The organism is Methanosalsum natronophilum (genome assembly GCF_024808815.1).
Taxonomy (GTDB): domain Archaea; phylum Halobacteriota; class Methanosarcinia; order Methanosarcinales; family Methanosarcinaceae; genus Methanosalsum; species Methanosalsum natronophilum.
This window is the reverse complement of sequence record NZ_JANUCS010000011.1, coordinates 22,034-38,847: the sequence shown is the minus strand read 5'-3', so window position 1 is coordinate 38,847 and position 16,814 is coordinate 22,034. Positions and strand designations below refer to the sequence as shown.

Annotated in this window: 16 protein-coding genes and 1 tRNA gene; 6 read left to right on the top strand and 11 right to left on the bottom strand. The window is 33.4% G+C overall.

What is annotated here, in order from left to right:
• Positions 1–7 precede the first annotated feature (7 nt).
• Complete coding sequence (locus J2T59_RS06820; RefSeq protein WP_259135174.1) at positions 8–580, bottom strand: RPA family protein; 573 nt, start codon at positions 578–580, stop codon at positions 8–10.
• The gene (locus tag J2T59_RS06815; RefSeq protein ID WP_259135173.1) at positions 581–1,522 is read right to left on the bottom strand and encodes a replication factor A; all 942 of its coding nucleotides are present in this window, start codon (positions 1,520–1,522) and stop codon (positions 581–583) included. It abuts the gene before it with no gap.
• Positions 1,523–1,736: 214 nt separating this feature from the next.
• On the opposite strand from J2T59_RS06815, the gene J2T59_RS06810 reads away from it, so the two are divergent.
• Positions 1,737–2,447 carry a sulfite exporter TauE/SafE family protein gene (locus J2T59_RS06810; protein WP_259135171.1) on the top strand — a complete coding sequence of 237 codons (711 nt, stop codon included), beginning with the start codon at positions 1,737–1,739 and terminating at the stop codon, positions 2,445–2,447.
• Positions 2,448–2,464: 17 nt separating this feature from the next.
• On the opposite strand, the gene J2T59_RS06805 is transcribed toward J2T59_RS06810, so the two are convergent.
• Positions 2,465–3,055, bottom strand: coding sequence for a DNA polymerase ligase N-terminal domain-containing protein (locus tag J2T59_RS06805; RefSeq protein ID WP_259135169.1), 591 nt, complete (start codon positions 3,053–3,055; stop codon positions 2,465–2,467).
• Between the two features lie 61 nt (positions 3,056–3,116).
• Between J2T59_RS06805 and sfsA the strand changes: the two genes are divergently transcribed.
• The 4 genes from sfsA to J2T59_RS06785 all read left to right on the top strand — a co-directional run bounded on the left by sfsA (position 3,117) and on the right by J2T59_RS06785 (position 6,656).
• Positions 3,117–3,785, top strand: a complete 669-nt coding sequence (gene sfsA, locus J2T59_RS06800; RefSeq protein ID WP_259135167.1) for a DNA/RNA nuclease SfsA — start codon at positions 3,117–3,119, stop codon at positions 3,783–3,785.
• Positions 3,786–3,889: 104 nt separating this feature from the next.
• Positions 3,890–4,753 carry a class I SAM-dependent methyltransferase gene (locus J2T59_RS06795; protein WP_259135165.1) on the top strand — a complete coding sequence of 288 codons (864 nt, stop codon included), beginning with the start codon at positions 3,890–3,892 and terminating at the stop codon, positions 4,751–4,753.
• A 53-nt stretch (positions 4,754–4,806) separates the two neighbouring features.
• Entirely contained in the window at positions 4,807–6,228 is a 1,422-nt protein-coding gene (locus tag J2T59_RS06790; protein ID WP_259135163.1) for a TIGR00297 family protein, read from the top strand.
• A 32-nt stretch (positions 6,229–6,260) separates the two neighbouring features.
• Complete coding sequence (locus J2T59_RS06785) at positions 6,261–6,656, top strand: Mov34/MPN/PAD-1 family protein (protein ID WP_259135162.1); 396 nt, start codon at positions 6,261–6,263, stop codon at positions 6,654–6,656.
• Between the two features lie 47 nt (positions 6,657–6,703).
• Here the strand turns inward: J2T59_RS06785 and J2T59_RS06780 are convergent, their stop codons facing one another.
• The 8 genes from J2T59_RS06780 to argH form a co-directional block, all read right to left on the bottom strand.
• On the bottom strand, positions 6,704–7,552 hold the full coding sequence (locus J2T59_RS06780) for a methanogenesis marker 8 protein (RefSeq protein ID WP_259135161.1): 849 nt from the start codon (positions 7,550–7,552) through the stop codon (positions 6,704–6,706).
• Between the two features lie 98 nt (positions 7,553–7,650).
• Positions 7,651–7,887: a hypothetical protein gene (locus J2T59_RS06775; RefSeq protein WP_259135160.1), complete on the bottom strand. Its 237-nt coding sequence runs from the start codon at positions 7,885–7,887 to the stop codon at positions 7,651–7,653.
• Positions 7,888–7,910: 23 nt separating this feature from the next.
• Complete coding sequence (locus J2T59_RS06770; protein WP_259135159.1) at positions 7,911–9,212, bottom strand: phenylacetate--CoA ligase family protein; 1,302 nt, start codon at positions 9,210–9,212, stop codon at positions 7,911–7,913.
• 434 nt (positions 9,213–9,646) lie between these two features.
• Positions 9,647–9,720 (bottom strand) — tRNA-Val (locus tag J2T59_RS06765).
• A gap of 134 nt (positions 9,721–9,854) precedes the next feature.
• Positions 9,855–10,553, bottom strand: a complete 699-nt coding sequence (gene rpiA, locus J2T59_RS06760) for a ribose-5-phosphate isomerase RpiA (RefSeq protein ID WP_259135158.1) — start codon at positions 10,551–10,553, stop codon at positions 9,855–9,857.
• Between the two features lie 30 nt (positions 10,554–10,583).
• Positions 10,584–11,918, bottom strand: a complete 1,335-nt coding sequence (aspS, locus tag J2T59_RS06755) for an aspartate--tRNA(Asn) ligase (protein ID WP_259135157.1) — start codon at positions 11,916–11,918, stop codon at positions 10,584–10,586.
• A 99-nt stretch (positions 11,919–12,017) separates the two neighbouring features.
• Entirely contained in the window at positions 12,018–13,268 is a 1,251-nt protein-coding gene (gene gatD, locus J2T59_RS06750; RefSeq protein WP_259135155.1) for a Glu-tRNA(Gln) amidotransferase subunit GatD, read from the bottom strand.
• A 79-nt stretch (positions 13,269–13,347) separates the two neighbouring features.
• Positions 13,348–14,817: an argininosuccinate lyase gene (gene argH, locus J2T59_RS06745; RefSeq protein ID WP_259135153.1), complete on the bottom strand. Its 1,470-nt coding sequence runs from the start codon at positions 14,815–14,817 to the stop codon at positions 13,348–13,350.
• A gap of 724 nt (positions 14,818–15,541) precedes the next feature.
• Between argH and J2T59_RS06740 the strand changes: the two genes are divergently transcribed.
• Positions 15,542–16,507, top strand: coding sequence for an NAD-dependent epimerase/dehydratase family protein (locus J2T59_RS06740; RefSeq protein ID WP_259135152.1), 966 nt, complete (start codon positions 15,542–15,544; stop codon positions 16,505–16,507).
• The last annotated feature ends 307 nt before the right edge of the window (positions 16,508–16,814 follow it).

The following is a 16,814-nucleotide window of genomic DNA, read 5'->3' as shown; positions in this document are numbered from 1 at the left end:
TGGTAACTCAACGAATAACTTCTTCTTCCAAAGACTCCAAAGCTTTTAAGACCAGCTCAACATAATACTTCTTATCAGTATTATAATGCTCATTAGCTTTTACAATGTTGGGTTGTGTTTCATCGAGTACTTCAATTCGGTCTAATGTGTTTTCTGCAGTATCCATTACCCATAAATCACGTGTACCTTCATCCACGACATTAATAGACTCCGGTCTTACTGATGTAATAATATCTCCTTCTTGAGTAGTAAATGTAGTCGGTTTACCAACAACCGCTACAAATGATGGTGTTTCACATTCCGATAACATCTGTGCAGCTTCTGGTTGATATTGGCCCGCATAAACTAAAAAAGATCCAGTTGGATCTGATACTCTACCCCTCCAATATTCGGTCTCGGTTCCGATGTCTTCGGTTTCTGTAAGAGTTCCCACAATGAACAACCTGTTTACCTTCGCGGCTGTTGGTGTTAATAAGTACTGAGGAGCATAGATATCATCTCCATCTTTAAAGCTCAAATTAGATTCTCTAAATTCTTGAGCAAAAATTCTTTGTGCAACTTCTCTAACATATCCTCTCATTTACACCAGCTCCTGTGCTTTGGAAATAAGTTCAACTAAGCGTTCTTTATTCAGTTCAGTTTCCATATAAATCTCATCTACCAGTATATATCTCTCCAACTTCGAACCTGATATAGTATAATACCTTCCATTCAATGTTTTCATTAAATGTTCATGTACTACCCCTTGATCCAGTGCATCCGCAGCCATTGCAACTGCATTATCTAAACTTATATCAGCTAGCTTTTCAGTCATCTCTCTACCGATTATAGCTTCTTGGATAGAAAATCCATCGTCAAAAACAGCTTTTATTCTAAGATCATAAATTCCATTAACTTTACCGTGTTCATTACATGCCCCTTTTGTTAATGCCCTATTACATTCTGGACATCGTTTAATTAATCCTGATCCAGTTTGAATATCTACCATAGCTCCAGTAAATGTTATTACAGAGGTTCCAATCTCTATTTCATCATCTTCCTCTACAATTGAACTAGTTTTGTTCAGATTGAGCTGAAATTTTTCGTTCCATTCATTCACAACTACATTTTTGAATGTGTATGTCTTATCTTCCGCAACTTCGGGGAGGTTTGCATTTTTCCATTTCGTAAACTTAATGACACCTGTTTCATCGCCTATGAGTCCAACTTGATCAATAGATTCATGAGAATTTTCCCATAGTTGTGCAATTCTTCCTTTAATGCTTACCCACTGACCATCTTCAGACAAGTCACTTATTTTCATTTGAGGTACATCGAATTGATTAGATGAATAAAAGCTATTCTTACTTACATTATGTTCTTTTAAGAAATAATTCACTACACTCCGGTAGGCTTCATCTTCAGGGACCTTGAACTTTGTCAATAATTTCTCAAGTCTTTCTTCAATTTCATCTATTGAAATATCCAGGCCAAGTTCTGAAAATCTAGCCCGTATGTTATTTGCAGTTTCTTTAATATCCATGTGAATCTACCTCAAGTACTTTATAAGCTATTAGAATTAGATATAATATGAATCTTGTTTTATTTATACGTGTAGCCTCAAAGATGAAAGTGTTTTTGGTTAAATGAAATAACAAATTTAGCATAAATCGCAGCAATTAACTCTATATAGCTAAAATCCAAATTCATATCCAAATATTTTTTGGCTTCTAACTAATTCGAGGTACATCTAAACAATGGAAAACATTATTTTCTTCCTAATTGCATTTTTGGCAGAAATTATAGGAACCATGGCGGGATTTGGATCATCAACCATTTTAATGCCATTTTCATTAATTTTCTTTGATTTTACAACAGCTTTAGTACTTGTAGCATTTTTCCATATGGCTGGAAATATTGGAAGAATCTTATTTTTATGGAAAAGTATTGATAGAAAATTAGTTCTTACTTTCAGCTTACCAGCAATATTGTTCACATATATTGGTGCATCAGCAGTAGCTCATATATCAACACATTATTTTGAACCACTGCTTGGGATTTTTCTTTTAACATATAGCGTCACATCACTTCTGATCCCAAATATATCCATGAAATCTACTATATCAACTCACGCTATAGGCGGTATACTATCAGGATTTATTTTTGGTATTATAGGTACAGGTGGCGCTATTAAAAGTGCATTTCTTACTTCATTTAAATTAGAGAAAACAAAATATATAGCAACTGGTGCTTCAATAGCACTTATCATTGATTTTATTCGAATTCCTGTTTATATAGCAAATGGATATATTTCATCTGATCAATTAATTTACATTCCTATACTCTTCTTTATAGCAATAATAAGCTCATTTATAGGAACTAGAGTTATTTTCAAAATATCTGAAACTAGATTCAAATTTTTCGTATTGGTCATAATAGGAATAATGGGAATATATTTCATCTTGTGAAAATATCATTGATAGTATCAACTTTTAGGTTCCTTATTGGCTATATCATCAATTGTTTTTCCACTTAAAACAGATTGAGGTGCTTCGTTTAATATGTTATCATTATATTCAATACCTTGCTCCTTCATTTTGAAAAATAGCCATTGATTCTTTTTTTTTGATGTTTGTAATAAAGCAAATTTGCCATGAAGTTTTTTACCTTTTAAACTAATTTTAATATGGCCATTTTCAATAGATTCAGACATAGATACTAGTCTTCCATTTTTTTCATTGATATTTTCATATACACCATTATCCCACACTAGTACAGCGCCTGCGCCGTACTGACCTTCTGGAATTACACCTTCAAATTCAGAATATTCAAATGGATGATCTTCTGTTTGTATTGCTAATCTCTTACTTAAAGGATTCATAGATGGTCCTTTTGGTACTGCCCATGATTTTAGTACACCTTCTACTTCAATTCGAAAGTCATAATGTAAGTTTGATGCATCATGTTTTTGGACAACAAATAACTGACTCTCAATCTTCTCCTCTGTTTTGCCTTGGGGTTCACGTGTTTCTTTAAAATTTCTTTTTTTTAAATATTCATCTAATTGCTCTTTCATCGAAGCACCTATTCACTTTATCCCATTAGTTTTTAAATATTAAAAACATTTCATTTTTCAAATGATAGATTTAACTAAGCCAGTTCTCCATATTCCATGGGACTCTGAAGGTACTTTTGTTAATAGGGAAAACAGGTTTCTAGGGCTAGTAAACATCCCTGGAATAGGAACCGTGAATGTGCACATCAAGGATCCAGGTAGACTTGAAAATATTCTTATCCCTGAAAGTAAAGTTATTTTACAAAAAAAAGACGGTTCTAAGAGAAAAACTGCTTGGGAGCTTATCTCGGCTAAGGTCGGATATGATTGGGTATTAGTTAACTCAGGTTTCCATCCACATATTGCACAATATATATTAAAAAATGGATTTGTTAATGAATTAGGTAATATCAAAAAGATAGTACCTGAGAAACAGATTGGGAATAGTAGGTTAGATTTTTTAATTTTAACTGATACAAATAGGGTTTGGATAGAAGTAAAAGGGTGCACCATGGCAATAGGGGATATTGCTACATTTCCTGATGCAGTTACATCAAGAGGGAAAAAACATGTTGAAGAGTTAATCCAGATTGTAGAAAAAGGAGATATTGGTCTTATAATAATACTAATATTTAGAATAAATGTTAATTGTTTTAAGCCAAACTTTGATATTGATCCAAAGTTTGCAAAGGTATTTGAGCAAGCTAAAAAAAAAGGTGTTACAATAAAAACAAGTGTCATTTACTTATAAAGATAGCTATATTTATTATGTAAAAGATATACCACTTTGTGATTAAGATTCTAGTTAATGTATAATGAACATGTTTTTATTTATTGAACTATTTTGACTTATCCATGAACACTCTACCCATTGGTAAAATCAAAAACTATGCAACTGAAGAGTCTTTGAATATACTAGCATTATGGAAAGATGCGGTTTCAATTGTAGACATTCATTCAGAACACATAGGCACTGTATTCACATCTAAAGAGTATTCCCACTACATCATAATCCATGATCCATTACAGATGAAATTTTCTGATAAAAGATCAGAATGGAACCATAGGTTTACCAGTAAAGTAGGTGTTTCTATAGTACAATTACTCAAATATGACAAAAATAAATTGTACTTGAAAGGATTAATCGCTGAAAATGGTTCAAACGTTTATGATATATTACCTTACACCAGTTTTGATCACCAGGAAACAGATTTCCCAGTAAGACAAATAGAACATACAAGAAAACAAGTGCTAAAAGAAATAATTGAAAGAATAGATGGAAACAATATACTAGATGTTGGATGTGGTGTAGGTTCAATTACTATGAAAATCGCGAATAAAAACACCGGGTCAAGAGTATACGGTATAGACATCATTGAAGACCTAGTAGGTCAAAGCAAGCTTAATGCAGAATTTTATGGCATTAATAACATTCAATTTAGTAAAGGTGATATCTATAAATTATATTTTGAAGACAACTCTTTGGATACAGTAATATGTTTTTTCATGTTACATCACTTAGATAACATACCACATGCTTTAAGTGAAATAAACCGTGTCTTAAAAAAGAATGGCACCTTAATAGCTTCCGATCCTCTAGGGCATCATCATGGTCCACAATTAGATGAAAATGATTGGAAAAAGTTATTTAAAGATGCAAACTTTCAATGTTCAACTGATATTATAGGGACTGCGGTAGTATCTACATGTAAAAAATAAGATCCATATCAACTAAACAGTCAATTATCCTTTTTCCTTAGGAGATAATACTTATGAACAGTAAGTCTAAAAGATATATATTGCAAGGATTTACTGGCCTTCTCTTTATATTATTTCCATTTATAAATATATTTATATTGACATCTATTTTTTTAATTATATATCTTTCATTAAAACATCTACCTGAGAATAAAACTATCTTTACATACATTAAATACGAGTTATTTAATGAAAATGAAAGGTTTCAAGAAAAAATCAATTCAACTATATCTAACTTTAGAGCTTTATTCCTTTCAACCCTAATATTATTATTGATAGCATCCATATTAGAATTCACTCCATATTACCTACCCATTTTCATTATTAGCTCTGCTTTTGCGTTATCCATATTTGGTGATATTACAGGAACTATTATCAATGAACACAAAAAATCAAAGCAAGAATTAAAACAACAGTTAATGGAGTTAAGAGATAACAGTGCTATAAAAAAATGTAGGTTTTGTACATTACCATCTACTATAGGTTTTCTTGCGGTAGGAATAATAGCAGCATTTATTGCAGGTGCATGGACATCATTCCACGCAAGTGGAACTGTACCTTATAACATAATCTTTTTCGTTTCAGTTATTGGGTCCATGACAGGTGCTCTATTTGAATCAATTCCTTCAAGAATTGATGATATGTTATCTGTTCCACTTAGTGCAGCTATGATTATGTGGCTGTTTTTTGACTTTGGGTATTCTGTATCACCCTATGAATTAACTGCCGCTTTGATTTTCTCTTTTTTCCTAGCATCTCTTGCGTATAAAGTAAAAATTGCAGACATTTCTGCATTAATCAGTGCAGCAATACTAGGTGTTTTAATCATTGTGTTCAGCAACATGTTATGGTTTGTTCTATTGCTAACATTTTTTATTTTAGGTGGAATGTTTACTAAATATCGATATAAATATAAGGAATCTATTGGGATTGCACAATCAAAAGGTGGAGTCCGAACTTATGACAATGTACTAAGTAACAGTTTAACTGCACTTGCACTTGCAGTATCATACGGTATATTCCAGCAATATAGCGAAGTTATTCTTTATGCATACCTTGGTGCTGTTGCAACAGCTACGGGTGACACCCTAGCAAGTGAAATTGGAACTACAGCTAAAGGAAAACCAAGAATGGTGACTAATTTAAAAGTAGCTGAGCCCGGTGCCGATGGTGCAGTATCTCCTCTTGGAGAAATTGCAGCGTTTTTTGGAAGTGCTGTTATAGGGATATTAGCACTGTTTTTCGGGTTAGCTGAAGATCCATTACTTGTTGTATCTATAACTGCATTTAGTGGATTTATAGGTACAAACATTGATAGTTTCATGGGTGCAACTTTACAGAAAAAAGATCTATTATCAAACAGTGGTGTTAATTTCGTAGCAACTGTTGCAGGTGCTCTGATTGCGGGGATATTGTTCTTACTAGTTACTGCGTAAAAGCTTAATAGATTCTCAGCTATTATCATACAATGAATATACAGGGTATTGCTGCAGAAACGCTTGAATTTATATTAAATGTGAGTGAATCATCTTATCCCTACGAATTTGCAGGGTTATTACAGGCAAGAGATGGAATAATATCAGAAGTGCTAATATTACCGGGTACAGAATCTACTGATAGAAGTGCAGTTATGAAGCTTTTTATGATGCCTAATGTGAAATCCGCAGGGTCTGTACACAGCCATCCTAGCTCAAATATAAATCCATCTAAAGCTGATTTGAATATGTTTGCTAGGACTGGAAGTCATCATATAATAGTTGGATACCCTTACGATGAAAATAGTTGGGAATGTTATGATTCTCGTGGTAAAATTATTGAACTTGAAGTTCTTGATGTAGAGCTAGAAGATGAAGAACTTCTATAATGCTTTAAATCACCACATGTAAAATCTATTCCTGTAAAAAAATTGGTTTAAACTGATGGTTTTGGTTTCTTTTTATCAGGCAAATATGGTAAAGGCATAGTATTCACAAGTATAGATGTATCTACATCTTTTGCTCTTTCCAGTAGAAGTTCTTTTCCTTTCTGAGTTAAGCCAAATAAAGGAATTGATGTACCTACCTGCACTAATGGCTGAGTTAATTCACGAATGCAATAAGATGCACATGCAGTAACTATATCTGCTGTTTTAACAAGTTTTTCAGCATTATCTCTTGATATACCCGTTAAGTGCGCACCAATTATCGTAATGTCTAGGTTTAGCTCATTCTCAATTTCTCTTAGTTTAAGTGCACTACTAGAATCAATCACCGAAACTGCAATCCTTTTATATCCAATTGAAGCTGCCTTCCTAACACCTTCCAAAGGATCAATAGTTGCAGTAGAAGGATCAAGTACAATACCGCCAAGTGACTCGATATTGTTTATAACCCGGTCGATAGGCTCAGTTTCAACAAGACCTGAAATTCTTGCACCCATCCCTTGGATTAAAGACGGATTACTGCTTATAACAGTTCCAGCACCATCACAAACCGTAACTGTAGTATCCAAAATATCTCTTTCAATTCCGGTCATCATAACCTCAGTTGCACCAAAACCTACAAAAACTGGTTGTTCAAGTTGCCTATCTGGTGTGAAAAGACCAAAATCATTTATTCTTAACTCAACGTTCTTTTTAACTTCCTCTGGATTAAATTGTTTAATGCCACGTACCTTATCAAAAATAGGGCACCAGTCTATCATAGGCTCACCGACTTCTACTACTTTCCCATCTTCAACAACAACACGGGTTTTACCTAGCATTTCCATTACATGAACCATATTATCATCTCTATAATATACAAGTAGTCTAATGATTTAAATATCTAATACTATGTACATTTCTTAGATACTAAAAATAAATTTTGGATAAAAAAGCTTTATCCAATATTTGGATATTTTTTCCAATGATCTACAACAAGCTTTTTTCGAGGTATGGAGTTTGTTCCTTTCTCCTTATAGTTCATTTCACTTTCAAAAGCTTCAAATGATCTATATAAGTACCATATACCATCCTCTTTAAAAGATTGGGATACTTTAGGATCTCCATCAGCATTATTATTGATACTTTTTTCAAAATATTCAATGTACCCTTTGTATACTTTATTTTTTTTCATACAAAATTGACTCATTGATTTTTTTATAGCGCATTTCGCCTATCAATAACTTTTTGAGATTTTCCACCGGTTCTAGGTATTGTACCTTTTTCCACCAATTCAACATTGGTTCTTATATTAAGTATAGTCTTTAACTCATTCTCTACATGTTTACGAACTGCAGCCAAATCCTTTAGTTCACCAGTAAATGCATCATCATCAAGTTCTACACGAACAAGTATTTCATCAAGATGATGCCTACCTCGGTCAATAATAACCTGGAACTGGTCTGTTATTTCTTGTATCTGAACAATAACTTGCTCAATTTGAGATGGGAATACATTAATACCTCTTACTATAAGCATATCGTCAGCCCTACCAAGCATTCTTGAGAGTCTAGTAGTTGTACGACCACAAGCACATTCACTTTCAAGCAATCGTGTTATATCTCCTGTCCTGTATCTTATTAATGGAAGTGCTTCTTTAGTAAGAGATGTTATTACAAGTTCTCCTTTTTCACCTTCTGCAACTTGTTCACCTTCTTCATCAAGTACTTCTACTAAAAAATGATCATCCCAAATATGGAGTCCATCTTGTTCTTGACACTCGAAAGCTACTCCTGGCCCATACATTTCAGAAAGACCATACGAGTCAAATGCCTTAAGGTCAAGTATATTCTCAAGATCTTTCCTTGTATTAGATGACCATGGTTCAGCTCCAAAACATCCTATCCTAAGTGATAGTTTATCGATAATATCCATTTCTTGTGCAGTCTCTGCTAGGTATAGTGCATATGAAGGAGTGCAATGTAATGCTGTCACGCCATAATCTAACATCATCTCTAATTGTTTCTTAGTGTTACCTGTACCACTAGGAACTACCATTGCCCCAAGGTTTTCAACACCATAATGGACACCTAAACCTCCAGTAAATAGACCATAATTCACTGCATTTTGAAATACATCATCTTCAGTGAGACCAATCATAGCCATGTTTCTAGCCATTATATTTGACCAGTTTTTAATATCAGTTGAAGTATAGCCAACAACAGTTGGCTTTCCACTAGTACCTGAAGATGAATGTATCCTAACAATCTTTTTCTTAGGCACTGCAAATAAATTGAATGGATAATTATCACGTATATGATGTTTGTTTGTAAATGGCATCTTGGTTATTGCATCTAATGACTTAATATTTTCAAGTTTAATGTTTGCTTCATTAAATTGTTTTTTATAAAATGGAACATTTTCATAAACATTGGCAACTGTTTGCTTTAGTCGCTTAAATTGCAGTTCATGAAGTTCAGTATGATTCATAGTCTCGTATTCTTGTTGCCAATATACCATTTCAAAATCTCCAAAATATAATACCTCTAAACTTATGACGCTTGATTATGTTAATTGTAGAATAAATGGTTTACTGTTTTTTACTTTCTATAAAATCAATTTGTTTTTTTGCATTAATACTTCAAGTATTTAATAAAGCAAAGAATTCTCTTAAAATTAATTCCTATGTCAGACTGTAAAGCAATCTTTTTTCAAAAAATAAAGTAAATAAGTATAATAAATATCCTTTACTAGCATTAACACAAAAAAAGAGTGACATAGCTAGGCATGATGTACAAATCTTTGAACCATCACATAGGGAAGAAGATTATTTTCTTGCAACAAACAATGTATTGAACAGAGAAATTGTACAGTCATCTAATAATTCCAATTAAAATAAAAATAAATTAAAGAGAAAAAAGTGAAAAGTCTACCAATTGTTTGCTTTTGAACAATGGGCCCGCTGCGATTCGAACGCAGGATCCCCGCCGTGTAAAGGCGATGTCATAACCAGCTAGACCACGGGCCCTATCAATTAACAGATATTTAGTATTATTTCATAAAACAAACATGATATAATTGATTTCAACTCCTTAATGTAATTAGTGGTATATATCCTTTTTTAATCTACTCCAAGATATAAACGACATTGAAGCTAAAATATTAAGAAATTATTTCAACATTTCCATCCTTTTTACCAACATAAATTTCGTCAACATTAGAAAATATACCGTGTTCTACAACACCTACACATAAAGATAACTTTTTAGAAAAAACTTCAGGTTCTTCTATAGTTCCAAAATACGCATCTATTATAAAATTACCATTGTCACTAATAATTGGTCCATCTTTACGATTAGCCATACGTAATTCTGGACTACCATTCATTTCTTCTATCTGTTTACAAACAATTCCCCTTGCATATGGCAGTATTTCTAGTGGAACAAAGTGGTCAAGTGTATATGATAATTTAGATTCGTCTACCAGTAAAATAAAATGATTTGCTGAACAGCTAACGACTTTTTCACGTGTCTGAGCTGCACCACCACCTTTTATAGCAAAAAGGTTGGCATCAACTTGGTCTGCACCATCAATAGCTAAGTCAAGAACTGGATTCTCAGCAAGAGTTGTTAGTGGCACACCAGAATCTATTGATAGCATCTCTGATTGATATGAAGTGGGTACTGCTTTTATGTCAAGACCTTCCTCCACAACTCTCCTACCTATTTCTTTAATCGCATAAGCAGTAGTTGAGCCTGTACCTACACCAATAACCATCCCATCATTTACAGCCATAGCAGCAGATTTTCCTACAGCTTCCTTCTCACTTGAACAACTTTGAATGTTTCTATTTTGCTGCATACTCATCAACTCGAGTGCAAATAAAATTGATTATGGGGATAATCTGCGTCTATCCCTTGGGAATAGCACAACATCTCTTATGTTATCCACTTCTGTCATTGTCATCAAAAGTCTTTCACAGCCTACACCCCACCCAGAATGTGGTGGCATACCATACCTAAATGCATCAAGATAAAAATCAAAATTGTCTGGATTTAGTCCTTTAGCTTCTATTCTATTTTTGAGTATATCATATTCATGTACACGTTGTGCACCTGAAGCCAATTCCATTCTACGATGCATTAAATCAAATGATTTGCTTATCTCAGCATTATCTTCATATCCCATTGCATAAAATGGCTTTATTTCAGTCGGCCAGTCTATAATAAAATAATGTGATTGACCAGTGCGCTCGAATACATCCTGTCCCACCAAGTTCTCCGCAATAGTACCAAGATCTTCACCCCATTCTAGTTCCTCATCACTTTCAGAGTTAACAATATTTATAGCTTCTTCGTACTTTAATTTCAAGAATGGAGTTTTAGGAACTTCAAGATCTAGGTCAAGGACATCTAACTGACTTTCACAGTTTTGTTTTACGTTTAAGTAAACTTGACTTAACATATCCTCCAAAATCTGCATTACATCATAATGATCACTAAAACTAGACTCTATGTCAATAGAAGTAGCTTCATTCAAGTGACGACGAGTATCATGTTCTTCTGCCCTGAAAATAGGACCAATTTCAAAAACATTATCCATTCCACTACTCATCAAAATCTGTTTGAACAATTGTGGACTTTGGTTCAAAAAAGCCTCGGTCATGAAATAAGTTATCGGAAATAAAGACGTACCTCCTTCTGTAGCTGTAGCAACTACTTTTGGGGTAGTTGTTTCAATGAAACCATTACATGTTAAAAAATCACGAACACTTCTTAGAACTTCGTGTCTTATTCTGAAAATAGCGTTAGTTTTAGGTTTTCTCAAATCAATGTACCTAGCATCTAATCGTGTATCAAGTTCTGCTTCCACTTTACCTGTTGTATCCATTGGTAAAGGAGAATCAGCATTATTTAACAAATTGATTTCAGATGGTATTATTTCGAATCCGTTAGGTGCTTTATCAGATGGTTTAACAGTTCCAGTAACTGAAATGACTGCTTCTCTAATCAACTTTCTTGAAAAATCAAATAATTCAGAATCTGTTTTTTTCTTAACTAAAGTTACTTGTGCTTTACCCTCACGATCACGGACAACAACAAAACATATTCCTCCAAGGTCACGAACCTCATAAACCCATCCAGCAACCTTTATTTGTTCACCTTCACCAATCTCTTGTGGTGATATCTGATTGGTATAATGTGTTCTAAGCATATTTGATAACATGATTATTCTCCATTTAAACTTAAGAGACTCTAGATTACATTCATCAATAAATTATTTTCCATATATGAATATTATATATCAAGTGATAATCAAAGTACTTTAAAGCAAACTTCTTAGTGAAAATTCTCCTGATATGTTGGTGTTCATGAACTCAATTACCTTATTTCTTTCATCATACTGACCTAATGCACACATCAGCTTGACTAGTGCAACCTCAGGCAACATGTTTTTACCTTCAATTGCACCAGCTTGTATCAAGTCCCTGCCAGTGTCATAAACTCTGTCACAAACCCTTCCATACAAGCACTGTGATGTTATTACAACAACAATACCTGACTCAACAACTTGTTTTATGTATGGTACCCACTCTGTTGAAACATGACCAAGTCCAGTACCTTCAATTACAATACCACGATACCCTTCATCTACGTAGTAAGATAATATATTGGGTTCAGCTCCAGGATAGTACTTGAGAAGTGCACACTTTGAATCAATTGCTGTGTTTAATTTAAGAGCATTGCAGCCTTTCTTATTGTAATCTGAAATAGTGTCAATTTTTTGATTCGAATAGTTAACATACCCAATTTTTGTATTATTGATGTTAAAAAATGCATCTCTTCTTGATGTGTGCATCTTTCGAACACATGAAGCCCGGTATATCCCACATTTATCATCTGAAATACTATCATGCATTACCACACATACCTCTGCTATTTCACTAGTTGCAACTTTAGCAGCACTGATAACATTCATTATATTGTCGCTACTTGGTCTATCAGCACTCCTTTGTGAGCCTACAAATACTATAGGCACGGGTGTTTCTATCATGAAGGATAATGCAGAAGCTGTATACATCATTGTGTCAGTTCCATGAGCTATTATGATTCCATCTGCTCCTTTTTTAATTTCTTCATAGACAGCTGTTGCAAGTTGTGACCAGTATTCTGGTTTCATATTCTCTGAAAGAATATTGTATACTACACGTCCTGAAAACCAAGCAATATCTTCAAGTTCAGGGATTGAAGAAAGAATTTCATCTGCTGAAAATTGAGATGATACTGCACCGGTCCTATAATCAATCTTACTCGAAATAGTTCCACCAGTTGAAATAATTGAAACCTGTGGCAACTCTTTATTTGTTTTACAGACATCTTTTTTTTTAGGTGAATCCGATGGAGAAATTGAGTTCTTTTCTATCAATTCAATTAAACTATCTTCTGGATTTATGCCCACATTATATCCACTTGCCATTTTTATGACAAGGTGATCTGCTGACTTTGGCATGAGAACACCTTCATAAATAAAGCCATTTTTCTTAACTCTAATTTTATCTCCAGTTTCTAACTCCATACTATTACCTACAAATAATGTTAATATAATATTACTATTCTTCTACACGGTTGATATTATTATAACAAAGGGATAATTGTTACATATAAGAATCAACTACTTTCATTAGCTTATCAACACATCTAATTAACTTACTATTACAAGCTTCCAAATTTTGGTCATCTACGCCTAACCTATCTCGATGAGAATTTATAGACCTTAGAGTCTCATTTGTTGCAGGGCCACCTACAACATCACGTCTATTAATATTATGGAACGGATCTAATGCATCATGAACGTGTTTTTGGGTTAAACCTCTTTCACTCATTTTAGAATTAGTTATTGAATATGCAACTTCATCAATTTGTTCTAAAGTTGGACTTGAAGTGTTTTTAGAAATAGTTCCTATTATTTGATGTGCTGTCCTGAAAGGAATACCAGTAGAACGAACTAGTGTATCCGCCAGTTCAGTAGCTGTAGTAAAACCAACACTATTAGCAGATTCCATTGCTTTTTTGTTCACATTTAAAGTCGAGATTATACCGGCCATAATAGACACTGAGGTGATAGTAGTATCCATACACCTCCAAATATTTGGTGTTGCTTCTTGCAAGTCTCGATTGTAGCTTAAAGGTAAGGATTTACATATAGTGATTAATGACATTAAGCTACCTATAACTGCACCTGACTTCCCCCTAATAAGTTCTGCTGTGTCAGGGTTTTTCTTTTGAGGCATTATTGATGACGTTGATGCATATTTATCGTGAATTTCAATGAAATTAAACTCTGAACTTGACCAAAGCACTATCTCTTCAGACATTTTGCTTAAATTAATCATTATATTCGAACATAATGCTGCGGTTTCTATTAAAAAGTCACGAGAACTTACTGCATCCATTGAATTTTCAAGAATGTCATCAAAACCTAGCAGTTCTTGAGTTCTAGTTCTGTCAATGTTAAATCCCGTTGAAGCAAATGCAGATGCACCTAATGGACATAAATTAATTCTTTTATATGCATCAAATGCTCGCCCAAAGTCTCGTTCTAGGGAACCTGCATGTGCAAGGAAATGATGAGCTAATGTTGTTGGTTGTGCATGTTGCAAATGAGTGTATCCTGGCAAAATAGTATCGATATTAGACAAAGAAACGTCTAATAGTGCTACCCTTAGTTTATTAATCTCTTCCATCAGCTCAATTAACTGTTCTCTAAGAGTTATTCTAATACAAGTAGCAACCTCGTCATTTCGAGATCTTCCTGAATGCATACGTCCGCCTACATCTTCACCAACTAGATCAATCAACTTTGATTCCAGTGAAATGTGTATATCTTCATAATTCCAATCTAGACCTACAATTCCTTCATTTTTTATTTTTTGTAGGCCTCCCAGAATAAGTTTACACTCTTTTCTTGATATTATATCTTGTTCAAAAAGCATAACAGTATGCGCAAAATCTACAAGAATATCAGCATTAAATATCCATTTATCGTCATTCATTGATGAAGAAAAATTCTGAATTTTTTCATCCGGAACGTCTGAAAGTCTTCCTCTTCTTAAAATATCACTCATTGAAATCCTCAGTTAGGGAATATAAAAACAATATCAAGCTTCAGCTTTGTACATATTATAATAAAACGCATATTTATAATTATGGTCTAGTTAAGCATCCATAATTACTTTCAATAGTAAAATATATTTCGGATTCTAGAAGTGGTTTATTTTCTGCTCTAATAATGTTTCTTCAAATGTGCTTGTATAAACAACTTGTATCCTACAATTTGAATAGGCAAGCATCATAAAGTTTAATGGTGCTTTAAACAAATGAACAGAGCACTAACAACAAATCGCTTTAAGAATCATGTACATTATTCGTATTGTAGCATTGCTACAAATATTTCTTTTGCTCAATAATAAGTAAGATGATTACCAATTTATTTGAAAGTCATTTTATTACATGATTAAGGTCAGAGTTTTATATCTTTCAATGAGCATGAATACTGATAATAACTTTCATTCTAAAATAGCCCAGTTTATTGACCTCAAAATGCCCTGGATATAAATTGAATTGCACCTTAATTTCTAATATAGTAACATTTAACTCCAGCAGTTAACTAAAATTTGTTACATTAATGCTTTTAGCAGACCACCTATCCTACATAGATAATTCGAGCGGATGTTAAGGGATGGGTAACTTAGGATATAATCATTAATCAAATACATAAAACCAAATATAGTAGGATATGGCTTAATTAAGATTATATAATAATACCCCCCAAATATATATTCGATATATATGCAAACACATGAACAAGTTCATTTAGTGCTTGGGGGTGCAGGAGTTGTTGGGGATTCGGTCATAAAAGAGCTGAAAAAACAAAAAATAGCTGTTAAGGCTCTCGAACGTACTAAAAAAATACACTGTGTAGATACCATAAAAGCTGATTTGCTGAATTTTGAAGAAGCTAAAAAGGCAATAAATGGTTTTTCCCATATTTACCTGTGTATTGGTCTACCATATAGTAGTGAGATCTGGGCTCGTGACTGGCCCAATATAATGAGAAATATTATAAGCATATGTAAAGCTGAAAAGAGTAAACTTATTTTTTTTGACAATGTTTACATGTACGGCCCCCCGCCATTACCTGTTCCATTTGATGAAACTACAAAACAATTTCCTACTAGTAAAAAAGGCGCAGCAAGGAAAGAGACTGCTGACATTTTACTCGAGGCTATGAATTCAGGTATGATTGATGCACTTATTGCTCGTTCAGCTGATTTTTATGGCCCCCATGCTATAAATAGTCAGTTTTACATAAATTTCTTGGCCCGAATTCTTGATAAGAAGAGTCCAAGGTCCATCTCAAAGCCTGGCATTAAACACACATATGCTTATACAGTAGATAATGCTAGGGCTCTAGTAAAACTCGCCCTTGATGATGGCTCATATGGAGATGTATGGCACTTGCCTGTAGGTGACCCTATCACCATGGAGGAAATAGTTGAGTTGTTTAATAAGGAATTCAAAACAAGGCATAGAGTCAGGTTCATGCCATTTTTCCTGCAGACAGCACTCGCACCTTTCATACCAGAACTTAAAGAAGCACGTGAAATGTTATTCCAGTTCAACTACCCATATATAATGTCCTTTGATAAATTCAAAGCCAGATATCCAAATTTTAAAGTAACTCCTTATGAGGAAGGTATAAAAGAAATGATTCATTCCTTTACTGAACCTGAATTACTTAAATGGTGTACATAATACTAAATCTTAAAATAAATATATGTAACTTCTTATAACTCAAAAGAATAAATAGAGAAAAGTTTAGCTAAGAAATCGAATAAGATAAAGAAATGGCTAAAAATTCGCACGAGTATATTTTTGTTCATGACGAAAAGATTAGGAATAATCACAACATCATTGTACTCCATTTGCAACTAAAAAAATGTTCTCATCATAAGGTATAATAGCAACTTCTATTAGTATTAAGCCTTTCTTTTTTATCAGTTATTCCAATATTTAAAAATGGTTTGTTACAAAAATACTCTAAACTACAATTATACTAATA